The organism is Allochromatium vinosum DSM 180, from assembly GCF_000025485.1.
Lineage (GTDB): Bacteria > Pseudomonadota > Gammaproteobacteria > Chromatiales > Chromatiaceae > Thermochromatium > Thermochromatium vinosum.
Map to the genome: position 1 here is coordinate 1,208,356 of NC_013851.1, position 12,902 is coordinate 1,221,257.

Here is a 12,902-nt window from a genome sequence, read left to right on the forward strand (position 1 = left end):
CCTGGAAGGTCGGAGTCATGCAGGCGAAAGGCAAAGCGCCGAAGGTTCCGATCGCCGCCGCGAGGCGGGAGCCGGTTGCAGACATTCCCGAGGGGAGCGAGCCGCAAGGCTCCGTCACCAGGCCCGTAAGGGCAGACGTTTGGAACAGACCAATGGCGGTATTCGTACTCGACAAACAGAAACATCCGCTGATGCCGTGCACGGAGAAACGCGCGCGGCTGTTGCTGGAGCGCGGACGCGCGGTGGTGGTGCGTCTGGCCCCCTTCACCCTTCGGCTGAAGGATCGAATCGGCGGGGCGGTTCAACCGCTGCGCCTGAAGCTCGATCCGGGCAGTCGCGTCACGGGGCTGGCCATCGTTCGCGAATCCGAAACCTGTGATCCTGAAACGGGCGCGATCGAGCGCTTGGAACATGGGCTGTGGTTTGGGGAACTGGCGCATCGTGGTCAGGCGATCCGGGAGGCGCTGACACTTCGGCGTCACTATCGCCGGGCACGCCGGTCTCGGAAGACGCGCTACCGGGCGCCGCGTTTTCTGAATCGCACCCGCCGTGAGGGCTGGTTGCCGCCGTCGTTACAGCATCGGCTCGACACGACGCTCAACTGGGTGGCGCGGCTGCGCCGGCTCGCCCCGATCACCGCCCTCAGTCAGGAACTGGTGCGTTTCGATACCCAGGCGCTCCAGAACCCGGAGATCTCCGGTGTGGAGTACCAACAGGGCGAACTGGCGGGCTACGAAGTGCGTGAATACCTGCTGGAGACATGGCACCGCACCTGCGCCTATTGTGGCGCGACGAACGTACCGCTGGAGATCGAGCACATCGTTCCACGCGCGCGGGGCGGCTCGGATCGGGTCTCGAACCTGACGCTCGCCTGCCGGCCCTGCAATCAGCGCAAGGGGAACCGATCCATCGAGGACTTTCTGAAACGCCAACCGGCGCTCCTGCACCGGATCCAGGCCCAGGCCAAAGCACCGCTCCAGGACGCCGCCGCCGTCAATGCCACGCGCTGGGCGCTGTTGAACGCGCTCCAGACCACGGGCCTAGCGGTCGAGACCGGCTCGGGCGGCCGCACCAAGTTCAATCGCACGCGCCTGGACATCCCCAAAACCCATGCCCTCGATGCCGCCTGTGTCGGCGCCGTCGATCAGGTGCGCGACTGGAACCGCCCGGTCCTGGCCATCTGCGCCACCGGGCGTGGCGCTTACAGCCGCACGCGCACGTTCAACAACGGCTTCCCGCGCGGCTATCTGATGCGCCACAAGCGCGTCCACGGCTTCCAGACCGGCGATTGGGTGCGCGCCGAGGTGCCTAAGGGCAAGAAGGCCGGCGTGCATGTCGGGCGCGTGGCGGTGCGCCAAACGGGATCGTTCAACATCCAGGCCCAGGGCGGAACCGTTCAGGGGGTTTCTTACCGCCATTGCCGCGTCCTCCAGCGCGCTGACGGCTATGGCTACGCCTTCCAACCTAAACCTGATACGGAGAAGGCGAGACGGGCGGCCTGACGGCGCTACGCGCCGCGCGCTATCCCTCCCCGCCCGGAAGGACGGGGTTTCTCGCGCAAGACTGATGAAAGACACCGATCGCGACCCCATACAGCCGGACGCCCGTAACCTCCCGAACAGGGGTGATGAGTTATCCGCCGATGAGATCCGCGAGCGTGCCCTGACAGCGCTGCATCAGGGGCGCTTCCACATTGCCGACGAGCTGTTGCAGGGCGCCAACGCCGAACTCACCGCCATGGTCGAGAGCCTGCGGATCTATCAGGTCGAGTTGCAGATCCAGAACGATGAGCTGCTGCGCAGCCAGCGTCAGACACAGTTGGCCCTGGAGCGTTTCACGGCCTTCTTCAATGGTCTGCCGATCGCCGAGCTGGTGGTCGACCGCCATGGCTTGGTCAAGGAAGCGAACTATGCCGCCCAGGATCTCTTCGAACTCAAGCATTCGCATATCCACCAGCATTATTTCACACGCTTGATCAGCGAGACCGATCGCGGTCTGGTGGCCGAACTCTGGAAGCGGCGGCTACCCGAGGAACGCAGAACCCTGACGCTCAAGGAGATCCATTTCAACGGCCGCGCTGGCGAGCCCTTCATCGGCGATCTGCATGTCGCGCCCCTGTCGGACTTCGAGGGCGAGAGCGATGATTACGTCTGCGCCATCCTCGACCGCACCGAGTCGGTGCGTCAGCGTCAGGCGCTCCACGCCTACGGGGAACGCCTCCAGCGACACGAAGCCGAACTCCAGGAGCGTCTCAAGGAGATGCGTGGACTCTATGACGTCCTGCGCGAGACCAACCGTCACGAAGCCCCCATGGAGGACGTTCTGCAACGGGTGGTCGAGCGACTGCCGGAGGCCTGGCAGTTTCCGTCTCTCGCCGAGGTGCGCCTCACCTTGCCGGAAACCGGCTTTCGGACCGCCGGTTTCGAGCACACCGATTGGATGCAGACGGCGCCCATCATGGTCGATGGGGTCAAGGTGGGCGAGATTCAGGTGGTCTATCGCGAGGCGCCGCCACTGGGCCTCGATGACCGCACCTTCCTGAACGAGGAGCAGGTACTGCTGGAGGCGGTCGCCTTTCACATCGCTGTCTATTTCGAGCGTCAGCGTGAAGCACGTCGTCTGAGCGAGAGCCGCGAGCAGTACCAGGTACTCGCCGAATACAGCCCGGATTGGGAATATTGGCTCGGCCCCGATGGGCGCTATCGTTATGTCTCGCCGGCCTGTCGCGAACTCAGCGGCCACACGGCCGATGAGTTCCTGGCGGATCCGGACCTGATCGCGCGGCTGGTCCATCCCGAGGATCGCGCACACTGGATGCGGCACTACACCGACGCCCTGGAATCCTGTCAGGCCGATCGCGACGCCATCCAGATGCGTCTGCGCGCGCGCGACGGGCGCGAGCACTGGGTCGAGCACATCTGCAATCCGGTGATCACCGCCGATGGGCGTTATCTCGGGCGGCGCGGCGTCTTTCGCGACATCACCGAGCGCAAACGGATCGAGTCTGAGCTGACCAAGCGTTCGCTCGCCGTCGAACAGAGTCCGGAGAGTATCGTCATCACCGACCTGGACGGTCGCATCGAATACGTCAACGATGCCTTCATCGCCAATACCGGCTACACCCGCGCGGAAGCACTGGGCCAGAATCCGCGCATCCTCAAGTCCGGTCGGACGCCAAAGGCGATCTTCGATGAACTCTGGGCCTGTCTGCTGCGCGGCGAGGTCTGGCACGGCGAACTGGTCAACCGGCGCAAGAACGGCGAACTCTATACCGAGGTGGCCAGTATCTCGCCCATCCGCCAGAGCGACGGACGCATCACGCACTATCTGGCCATCAAGTCGAACGTCACCGAACAGAAGCGTCTGGCCGAGGAGCTGGAGCAGTATCGCCATCATCTCGAAGAACTGGTCGAGGCGCGCACGCTGGAACTTCGCCAGCAGATGCGCTCGCTCAAGGCGTTGATCGACAACCTGCCGCACATGGCCTGGATGAAGGATCGCGAGGGGCGCTTCGTCGCCGTCAACCGGGCCTTTGCCGAAATCAAGGGACGCTCGCCCGATGAGATCATCGGCCTGACCGACCATGATCTCTGGCCGGGCGAGCTGGCCGAGCGCTATCGTGCCGATGACGCCGAGGTGATGGCCGGTCGCTGTCAGCGCACCCGCGTGATGCCGAGCGTGACCAATCCAGGCGCCATCTACGAGACGTTCAAGGCACCCATCATCGACGACACGGACGAGGTGCTCGGGACGGTCGGGTTTGCGCGCGACATCCGTCCGCAACGCGAGATGGAAGCGGAACTCGCCCACCGCGCCGAGCTGGCCGAGAGCGCGGTGCGCGCCAAGAGCGCCTTCCTGGCCAACATGAGCCATGAGATCCGTACCCCCATGAACGCGATCCTGGGGCTGGCGCACCTGCTGCGCCGCGATCTGATCGATCCGGCCAATATCAACCGGCTCGACAAGATCGAGAGCGCGGCGCGTCATCTGCTGGCCGTGATCAACGACATCCTGGATCTGTCCAAGATCGAGGCCGGCAAACTGCAACTGTCCGACGAGAATTTCTCGGCGGTGATGCTGGTCGATCAGGTCAGTTCGCTGATCCTCGACGAGGCGCGCGCCAAGGGGCTGAGTCTGAAGGTCGACCTGGACCCCGAACTGCCCTGGATGCGCGGCGACGTGACCCGGTTGCGTCAAGCCCTGCTCAACTATGCCAGCAACGCGGTCAAGTTCACCCATACCGGCTTTGTGACCATCCGCGTCCGTCTGCAGGAGCGCGACGCCGAGGGTCTCACGGTGCGCTTCGAGGTCGAGGACACCGGCATCGGCATTCCGCCCGACAAGCAGGCCAGGCTCTTCCAGGCCTTCGAGCAGGCCGATACCTCGACCACGCGCCGCTACGGCGGTACGGGTCTGGGTCTGGCGATCACGGCGCAACTGGCGCGGATGATGGGCGGCGAGGCCGGTGCCGACAGCGTGGCGGGGCGGGGCAGCACCTTCTGGTTCACAGTCAAGCTCAAGCCGGGCCAGCCCGGACTGCTGGTCACGCATGCGCATCGGTTGGCCGCCGAGTCCGAGATGCGCGACCGCTGTGCCGGAGCCCGTGTGCTGCTGGCCGAGGACAATCCCATCAATCGCGAGGTGGCCCTGGAGCTGCTCAACAGCGTCGGGTTGCGCGTGGAGACCGCCGAGAACGGTCAGGTCGCCCTGGAGATGGCCGCTGACGGGGACTACGACCTGATCCTCATGGACGTGCAGATGCCGCTCATGGATGGACTGAGCGCCACGCGCGCTATCCGCGCCCTGCCCAATTGGTGCGACAAGCCCATCCTGGCCCTGACCGCCAATGCTTTCGAGGAGGACCGACGCGCCTGTCTGGAGGCCGGCATGAACGACTTCGTGCCCAAGCCGGTCGAACCGCTGGACCTGTTCGATGCGCTGCTGCGCTGGCTGCCGGAGCGTCCCAGTGACGCCGGAGCGTCGGCGCCACAGACGCCGCGCTCGGTGTCGGAGGCGTCCGCTGTCGACGTACGGCACGCGCCGACCTCCAGCGTGCGCCGCGCCGATTTGCTGGCCGCCATCCGGAAGCTGCCCGGTATCGATCTGCGCCAGGGGCTGGCGAGTCTGCGCGGCAGTCAGGAGAAGTATCTCAAACTCATCGAGCGCTTCATCGGCTCGCATGCCGATGATCCCCGGCATCTGGCCGAAGCGCTGGCGAACCGTGATGGCGAGGCCTTGGCGCGTCTGGCGCACAGCCTCAAGGGGGTGGCCGGCACCCTGGGACTGATCGCCATCGCCGAGCAGGCCAAGTCGCTCGAGGTGGCGCGTCGTCCCGAGTCTTTCGAGACTCCCGACAGGCTCGTCGCGGCGATCGACGCCATCGACCAGGCCCTGCTGGCACTGCGCCAGGCCCTCGATCAGTCACAGACGCCGGCCCGGCCGGCCGGGCCGGCCGACACGACGCTCGATACCGAGCAGACGCGCGCCCTGCTCGACGAGCTGGCGGCGCTGCTGCGCGAGGACAACGCGCGCGCGTTCACACTCTATCAGCACGAGTCGGCACGGCTCGCGGCGATCATGCCCGATGAGCACGCCGAACTCGCACGCCGGATCGATCAGTTCGACTTCGAGTCGGCCCTGGAACTGGTCGAAACGGTCCAGGTGCGTTCGATTCGCCCCGAGGGAGCCTCGTCCCGGTGACGGCGGCCACGACGACGCGGCTCCCCGGCCGGCGAACCGCACCGCACTCCGGTCGCCTGAGGGGCGAGGCCCTGGATGAGCGTGTCCACGAGATTCTGCGCGCGACCGATCTGAGGCGCCCGCTGTGGGCGCTGGGACTGGCGCTCGCCGGCCTGGCGGTGCTGTTCGCCGCTCAGGTCGTCCGGCCCGAGGCGATCTGGGTGCGCTGGAGTCTGTTCGGGCTGCTGGGGCTGGGGCTGGCCGGTGCCGTGCTGCTCTGGCGGCGGCTGCGTGATCGGCTGCTGCGTCCGCTGGTGCGTCTGGAGCACTCGCTGACCCAGGTCTGCCAGGGCGAACCGGGGGCCAGCGACACGCTGACCGAGACCGGGGTGTTGCAGGGCATCGCTCAGGACATCCGCAGTCTCAACGAGGAGCTGACCGATCTCTATGACGACATGGACAACCGGGTTGCGCGCCAGACGCGGCGTCTGGCCCAGAAGACGGCCTCGCTCAAGATCCTCTACGACGTGGCCGCCGGCATCCATCAGGCCGAGAGCGTCGAGGCGTTGCTGTTGCGCTTCCTGCGCGTGCTCAAGGAGATGATCAATGCACGCGCGGCGACCGTGCGTCTGGTGCTGCCGGACGGCACCCGGCGGCTGATCGGCTCCATCGGTCTGAACGACGATCTGGTGCGCGAGTCGGACATGACGCCGGTCGACCTCTGTCTGTGCGGCAATGTGCTCGCCCCCGGCGACATCCTGTGCGACAACGATGCGCGCTACTGTTCGCGCATCTATGGCCGGCGCATGTTCGCCAGCTCTGAGGTCGAGGTGGTGACAGTGCCGCTGGAGCATCGCGACGAACGGCTCGGTGTCTACACGCTGTTCGTCGACCGTCCCGGACTCCAGGGGCGCGAGGACATCCTGGAGCTGCTGTTCACCGTCGGCCATCATCTGGGGGTGGCCATCGCCAAGCAGCGCTCGGACGCCGAGGCGCACCGGCTCTCGATCGTCGAGGAACGCAACGCGCTCGCCCACGAGCTGCATGACTCGCTGGCGCAGACCCTGGCCAGTCTGCGCTTTCAGTGCCGGATGCTGGATGACTCGCTGGCCGGCTGTCCGATCCCGGCCGAGGCGCGCAATGATCTGGCGCGCATCCGCAATGGTCTCGACGAGGCGCACACCGAGTTGCGTGAGTTGCTGGCGAGCTTTCGCGCGCCGCTCGACCGGCGTGGGCTGGTGCCGGCGCTCGCCAAGCTCACCCAGCGGCTCGGGCGTGAGACCGGCACCCATGTCCTGTTCCAGAACGACAGCCGTCCGTTCGAGCTGTCGGCGACCGAGGAGTTGCAGTTGTTGCGTATCGCTCAGGAGGCGCTGGCCAACATCCGCAAGCACGCCCAGGCCCATACGGTGCGGGTGTTGCTGACGCGCGAGAGCGGCGGGCGGCATGTGCTGCTGATCGAGGACGACGGGGTCGGCTTCAGTCCGCCGGACGCGCAGTCCCCGCCGGGCGAGCGCATCGGGTTGTCGATCCTGGAGGAACGCGCGCGTCGCATCGGCGCGGAGCTGCGCATCGAGAGCGAGCCGGGTGAGGGGACGCGGGTGGAGGTCGTGTTCGATGTCGGTCGGCGTTCCGGACGTCAGACGCAGAGCCGGGAGGCGGAGCGATGCGCGTACTCTTGATCGATGATCATGCCTTGTTTCGCTTCGGGCTTCAGGAGTTGCTGGAGCGGCGCGGGATCGAGGTGGTGGCGGCCGTGGGCGAGTCGAGCACCGGGCTTGAGCGGGTGGCCGAAACCCGGCCCGATGTGGTGTTGCTCGATATGCGGATGCCGGGCCTCAATGGGCTGGAGTTGCTGCGCCGGTTGCGTGCGGCCCATCAGTCGATGCCGATCGCGATGCTGACGACCAGTGCCGAGGAGCGCGATGTGATCGATTCGCTCCAGAGTGGGGCGCAGGGTTATCTGCTCAAGGATATGGAGCCGGATGCGCTGATCGCGGCGCTGGGTGAGATCGTTCAGGGGCGCACGGTGGTGGCGTCCGAGCTGACGGGGGTGCTGGCGCGGGCGGTGCGGGGTGAGTCGACGCCTGTGCCTGTCGTGAGCGGCGGTGCGGCGGATCTGACGCCGCGCGAGCAGGAGATCCTCTGTCATCTGGCCGAAGGGCAGAGCAACAAGACCATTGCGCGTGAGCTGGGGATCTCGGAAGGGACGGTCAAGCTGCATGTGAAGGCGATCCTGCGCAAGCTCGATGTGCATTCGCGGGTGGAGGCAGCGGTGATCGCGGTCGAACGGGGGTTGTGTGAGCGGGGCGGCTCTGGGGGTTGCGGTGGTGTTAGTGGTGGCGGTGGCGACTCGGGCGCCGGCGGTCGGGGGTCGCCGTGAATCCGTCCCTGGAGGCTCGACGACGGCATCCATGCCGTCGACGCCCCCGACCACCGGCGCCCGAGTCGCTTGAGCGTCGGTGGTTGCGGCCGGCGCTCAATTGTCGTTGAACCGTTGATTAGCGACACGCAAGTCCGGCAAGCGCCCAGACCACATGCTCGCGCACCAGCGGGCTGGGGTGGTCGGCGCGGGTTTCGAGTGCAAGCCGGACTTCCGGTGAATCTGGGGCATTGCCGAGCGCGACGGCGAGGTTGCGCAGCCAGCGTTCGTGGCCGAGTCGGCGGATCGCCGAGCCTTCGGTGCGTGCGAGGAAGGTCGGTTCGTCCCAGGCGAACAGGGCGATCAGGGTGGCGGTGTCCAGACCGTGACGGGGCAGGAAGTCGGTTTCTTCGGTGAGCCGGGCGAAGCGGTTCCAGGGGCAGACCAGCTGGCAGTCGTCGCAGCCGTGAATGCGGTTGCCGATCAGGGGGCGCAGCGGCTCGGGGATGGCGCCCTTGAGTTCGATCGTCAGATAGGAGATGCAGCGCCGGCCGTCGACCTGGTAGGGGGCGACGATGGCGCCTGTGGGGCAGGCGTCGAGACAGGCCCGGCAGCGTCCGCAGTGATCGGCCATGGGCTGGTCGGGCGGGAGCGGCTGGTCGGTGTAGATCTCGCCGAGGAAGAACCAGGAGCCGGCGCGCGGGTTGACCAGATTGCTGTGCTTGCCGATCCAGCCGAGTCCGGCCTTTTCGGCCAGCGGTTTTTCCATCACGGGCGCCGAGTCGACGAAGACGCGATGGCCGAAAGGGCCGATGTGAGCGGCGAGCCGGTCGGCCAGACGTTGCAGGCGCCGGCGCAGGACTTTGTGATAATCCCGTCCGAGGCTGTAGCGCGAGATGAAGGCGCCGGCCGGGTCGGCGAGCCGTTCGTGGAGGGTGGCGCGGGATTCGGGCTGATAGTCCATCCGCGCCGAGATCACGCTCAGGGTGCCGGGCACGAGTTCGTCCGGGCGCGAGCGCTTGGTGCCGTGACGCGCCATGTAGTCCATTTCGCCGTGATAGCCGCGCGCGAGCCAGTCGCGCAGACGCGGCTCGGCGTCCGTGAGATCGGTGTCCGTGATGCCGATCTGCTGGAAGCCCAGTTCACGCCCCCAGGTCTTGAGACGTTCGGCCAGTACCTGGGGCGTGTCGGGTGAGTGGGTGGCGTGGCTCAATGGGCGATGTTCGGCACGAGCAGCACCGGGATGTGACTGTGCTGCATCACCTTGCGCGCCGTCGACCCGATCGACGCGCGTCCCATCAGGGCATGGGTGCAGACGCCCATGACGATCAGATCCGCGTGACGGTCGTCGGCGGTCTTGATGATCTCCTCGGATGGCAGCCCGCTGGCGACCTCCAGCGCCTCGACGATATCGGCCTCGATCTCGGCGGGGACGGCATTGAGCTCGTCCTCGCAGAACTTGCTCAAACGCTTGTGCATGGTCGCGAGGATCTCCTTGAGTGCCTCGTGCTCGATGCGCTGGACGTCCATGTCCGGCAGATAGGCGCCGATCACCGCCCGCCCGGTGTTGCCCAGGGGTTCGACCACGTGGAGCATGGTGATGCGTGCTCCGCTTTGGCGGGCGAGCGCCACCGCGTGACGGAAGACCGGGCGCGTATGGCGTCCAAGGTCGGTGGCATAGAGGATGTGTCTGTAGTCTGGCAGCATGATGACGATGACCCTACCTGGATGTCTGTGGATGCGCTCAGCGGTAGCCCTTCAACTGATCGAGATATTCGGGCAGGAAGAGCGAGAGCTGCGGGACATAGGTGACGAGCATCAGGAACCCGAGCAGCAGCAGTATCCAGGGTAGCACCGAACGGATGACCCAGCCGAGCGTTTCGCCGGTGATGCCGGCGGTCACGAACAGATTGAGTCCGACCGGCGGAGTCAGCATGCCGATCTCCATGTTGACCACCATGATGATGCCGAAATGGACGGGATCGATCCCGAGCTGCATGGCGATGGGGAAGAGGATCGGCGCCATGATGAGCAGGATCGCCGATGGCTCCATGAAGTTGCCGGCGATCAGGAGCAGGATGTTGACCACGATCAGGAACATCCAGGGAGACAGACCCCATTGGACGATGGTCTCGGCGATCTGATGCGGGATACGCTCGGTCGTCAGCACGTGCGCGAACAGCATGGCGTTGGCGATGATGAACAGCAGCATGATCGAGACCTTGGCCGCGTCCAGCACCACCTTGCGCACCTCGGGGTGGGTGAAGCTCTGGGGCAGGGCCAGCGGCACCTGCCAGGCATTGCGCAGCAGCAGGCGTCCGAACCCTTCGCCCGGTCGGCGCCAGGGGATGGTCTTGAGCGGTCCCATGTCGCGATAGCCGATCACGGCGATCAGGAAGGCGTAGACGGCCGAGACGGCGGCGGCCTCGGTCGGACTGGCGACACCGCCATAGATCGAGCCCAGGACGATGACGATCAGCAGGATGCCCCCGGAGGCGCTGAAGGCCGCGCTCAGGACTTCGCGCAGACCCGGCCAGGGCAGGGCGGGCAGCTTCTTGACCCGCGCCACGATATAGACCGCCACCATCAGCAGCAGTCCCAGCAGGATTCCGGGCACGAAGCCGGCCATGAACATGCGCGCGGCCGAGACCTCGGTGGCGGCCGCATAGACCAGCATCACGATCGAGGGCGGGATCAGGATGCCGAGCGTTCCGGCGTTGGTGATGACGCCGGCGGCGAACTGCTTGGGATAGCCGGCCTTGACCATGCCGACGATGACCAGACTGCCGATGGCGGCCACGGTGGCGGGCGATGAACCCGAGACGGCGGCGAACAGCATGCAGGCGAGCACCGAGGCCATCGCCAGCCCGCCGCGGATGTGTCCGACCACGCCGGTGGCGAACCGGATCAGGCGTTTGGCCACGCCGCCGGTCGACAGGAAGGATGAGGCCAGGATGAAGAAGGGGATGGCCAGCAGCGTGTAGTGTCCGGACACGGCCTCGAAGAGCTTGAGCGCGATCGAGGCGAGCGAGTCGTTGGAGAAGAGCAGGATGGTGACGATGCTCGAAAAACCGAGCGCCAGCGCGATCGGCATCCCGAGCAGCATGCAGCCGAACAGCAGTAGAAACAGGGTAGCCGTGGTCATGGCTTGCTCACCTCGCGTTTGATCTCTTCGGCCAGATGCAGACTTTCGCGTGCCTCGTCAGTGCGACGGAAACCGGTCGTCTTGCCGGTGGCCACGTCCCACAACAGAACCAGCAGCCGGAGCGAGAGCAAGACCATACCGATCAGCAGAATGCTATGGGCGATCCAGGCCTGGAGCGGGATGTCCTCCAGCTCGATGCCGATGCGGTACATCTTGTGCAGATAGACCCAGGCGCCATACCCGAGCAACCCGCAGTAGCCGAGCGAGAGCAGGATGGCCAGGGCGGAGATGAGCCGCTGGCCGAGCGGAGCGAACAGTTGCACGAAGGCGTCCACACCGATGTGGGCGCCGGTCTTGAGTCCGTAGGAGGCGCCGAAGAGCACGAACCAACCCGCCAGATGCAAGGTCGCCTCCTGGCCCCAGCTCACCCCGGTACCGAAACCGAAGCGCAGGACCACCTCGGCGAAGACCAGCAGGGTGATGGCGACCAGCAGGAGCGAGATGATGGCTTCCTCGGTCTTGTCGATGATGCGCAAGAACATGGTGGATGGGCTCGCGTGGAGGTCTGGAGGCGGAGACACGACGCGCCTTGGCGTCGGGCTCCGCTCCGGACGATTCAGAGTTGAACGAACGGAGTCAGGGCGTCGGGACGCGCCTCACTCCTGGTTGGCGGCATAGGCGGCATCGATCAGGTCGGCGCCGATCTCGTCCTCGAACTGCTTCCAGACCGGGCGCATCGCCTGCACCCACTGGGCGCGCTCTTCCGGCGTCAGCTCGATGACCTCGGTGCGCTTGGAGTCGATGATGGCCTGACGGTCTTCGGCCTCCTTGTCATAGGCGATCCGGTTGCCGTAGGCGATGGATTCGTCGAGCGCGGCCTTGAGGGTGTCGCGCACGTCATCCGGCAGGCCGTTCCAGAACTCGGTCGAGGTCACGACCAGATAGTCGAGCAGGCCGTGGTTGGATTCGGTGATATAGGGCTGGACCTCGAAGAACTTCTTCGAATACATGTTCGACCAAGTGTTCTCCTGACCGTCGATGGCCTTGGTCTGGAGCAGGGTGAAGACCTCGGAGAACGGCTTCTTGATCGGGGCCGCGTCGAGCGCCTCGAACTGGGCCTCCAGCACCTCGGAGGCCATGATGCGGAACTTGAGTCCCTTGGCGTCCTCGGGCACGCGCAGAGGCTGACTGGAACTCAGTTGTTTCATGCCGTTATGCAGATAGCCCAGTCCGATCAGGCCCTTCTTCTCCATCGACTTCAACAGACCCTGACCGGCCTCGCTCTGCTGGAAGCGGTCGACGGCGTGCAGATCTTCGAACAGGAAGGGCAGGTCGTAGAGGGCGAGCACGTCGGTGTAGCGGCTGAACTTCGAGAGCGCGGGCGCGGCCAGCTGGACGTCGCCGAGCTGCATGACCTCCAGCACCTTGTCGTCACCGAAGAGCTGCGAGTTGGGATAGACCTCGACGACGACCTTGTCCCCCAGGCGCTCGGCGACCAGTTCCTTGAACCTGTCGGCCATCAGCCCCTTGGGCGTGTTCTCCGCGACCACGTGCGCGAACTTGATGACGATCGGGTCGGCGGCGGCCAGACCGGCGCCGAGCGTGGTGGCGATGGCCAGCGAGAGGGCGGCAAGGGTGCTGCGTTTCATGCGTCTGGAACCTCGTGTCTGTCTTGCGTGAGGGTTGGCGATACGATGATCCGGTTGGATCCCGACT

The 12,902-nt window shown here is 65.9% G+C and carries 9 protein-coding genes; 4 read left to right on the forward strand and 5 right to left on the reverse strand.

Annotated features, from left to right (window positions below):
• Positions 1 to 152 precede the first annotated feature (152 nt).
• The 4 genes from iscB to ALVIN_RS05245 all read left to right on the forward strand — a co-directional run bounded on the left by iscB (position 153) and on the right by ALVIN_RS05245 (position 8,062).
• Entirely contained in the window at positions 153 to 1,502 is a 1,350-nt protein-coding gene (gene iscB / locus ALVIN_RS05230) for an RNA-guided endonuclease IscB (RefSeq protein ID WP_012970270.1), read from the forward strand.
• Between the two features lie 64 nt (positions 1,503 to 1,566).
• Complete coding sequence (locus ALVIN_RS05235) at positions 1,567 to 5,700, forward strand: PAS domain S-box protein (RefSeq protein WP_012970271.1); 4,134 nt, start codon at positions 1,567 to 1,569, stop codon at positions 5,698 to 5,700.
• On the forward strand, positions 5,697 to 7,361 hold the full coding sequence (locus tag ALVIN_RS05240) for a GAF domain-containing sensor histidine kinase (RefSeq protein ID WP_012970272.1): 1,665 nt from the start codon (positions 5,697 to 5,699) through the stop codon (positions 7,359 to 7,361). The genes ALVIN_RS05235 and ALVIN_RS05240 overlap by 4 nt, the downstream gene beginning before the upstream one ends.
• A complete protein-coding gene (locus ALVIN_RS05245; protein ID WP_012970273.1) occupies positions 7,346 to 8,062 on the forward strand; it encodes a response regulator in 717 nt (238 codons plus the stop codon). The genes ALVIN_RS05240 and ALVIN_RS05245 overlap by 16 nt, the downstream gene beginning before the upstream one ends.
• Before the next feature lie 118 nt (positions 8,063 to 8,180).
• Here the strand turns inward: ALVIN_RS05245 and queG are convergent, their stop codons facing one another.
• The 5 genes from queG to ALVIN_RS05270 all read right to left on the reverse strand — a co-directional run bounded on the left by queG (position 8,181) and on the right by ALVIN_RS05270 (position 12,835).
• Positions 8,181 to 9,254: a tRNA epoxyqueuosine(34) reductase QueG gene (gene queG, locus ALVIN_RS05250; protein WP_012970274.1), complete on the reverse strand. Its 1,074-nt coding sequence runs from the start codon at positions 9,252 to 9,254 to the stop codon at positions 8,181 to 8,183.
• Positions 9,251 to 9,748 carry a universal stress protein gene (locus ALVIN_RS17940; RefSeq protein WP_012970275.1) on the reverse strand — a complete coding sequence of 166 codons (498 nt, stop codon included), beginning with the start codon at positions 9,746 to 9,748 and terminating at the stop codon, positions 9,251 to 9,253. The genes queG and ALVIN_RS17940 overlap by 4 nt, the downstream gene beginning before the upstream one ends.
• 37 nt (positions 9,749 to 9,785) lie before the next feature.
• Positions 9,786 to 11,186: a TRAP transporter large permease gene (locus ALVIN_RS05260; RefSeq protein ID WP_012970276.1), complete on the reverse strand. Its 1,401-nt coding sequence runs from the start codon at positions 11,184 to 11,186 to the stop codon at positions 9,786 to 9,788.
• Positions 11,183 to 11,728, reverse strand: coding sequence for a TRAP transporter small permease (locus ALVIN_RS05265; protein WP_012970277.1), 546 nt, complete (start codon positions 11,726 to 11,728; stop codon positions 11,183 to 11,185). Before ALVIN_RS05265 ends, ALVIN_RS05260 begins: the two co-directional genes overlap by 4 nt.
• A gap of 114 nt (positions 11,729 to 11,842) precedes the next feature.
• Positions 11,843 to 12,835 carry a TRAP transporter substrate-binding protein gene (locus ALVIN_RS05270; RefSeq protein ID WP_012970278.1) on the reverse strand — a complete coding sequence of 331 codons (993 nt, stop codon included), beginning with the start codon at positions 12,833 to 12,835 and terminating at the stop codon, positions 11,843 to 11,845.
• Between the last annotated feature and the right edge of the window lie 67 nt (positions 12,836 to 12,902).

Coding starts and splice junctions, on each gene's coding strand:
- ALVIN_RS05235 (WP_012970271.1), top strand. CDS start 1,567: ATGAAAGACACCGATCGCGACCCCATACAGCCGGACGCCCGTAACCTC.
- ALVIN_RS17940 (WP_012970275.1), bottom strand. CDS start 9,748: ATGCTGCCAGACTACAGACACATCCTCTATGCCACCGACCTTGGACGC.
- ALVIN_RS05265 (WP_012970277.1), bottom strand. CDS start 11,728: ATGTTCTTGCGCATCATCGACAAGACCGAGGAAGCCATCATCTCGCTC.
- ALVIN_RS05270 (WP_012970278.1), bottom strand. CDS start 12,835: ATGAAACGCAGCACCCTTGCCGCCCTCTCGCTGGCCATCGCCACCACG.
- ALVIN_RS05260 (WP_012970276.1), bottom strand. CDS start 11,186: ATGACCACGGCTACCCTGTTTCTACTGCTGTTCGGCTGCATGCTGCTC.
- ALVIN_RS05245 (WP_012970273.1), top strand. CDS start 7,346: ATGCGCGTACTCTTGATCGATGATCATGCCTTGTTTCGCTTCGGGCTT.
- iscB (WP_012970270.1), top strand. CDS start 153: ATGGCGGTATTCGTACTCGACAAACAGAAACATCCGCTGATGCCGTGC.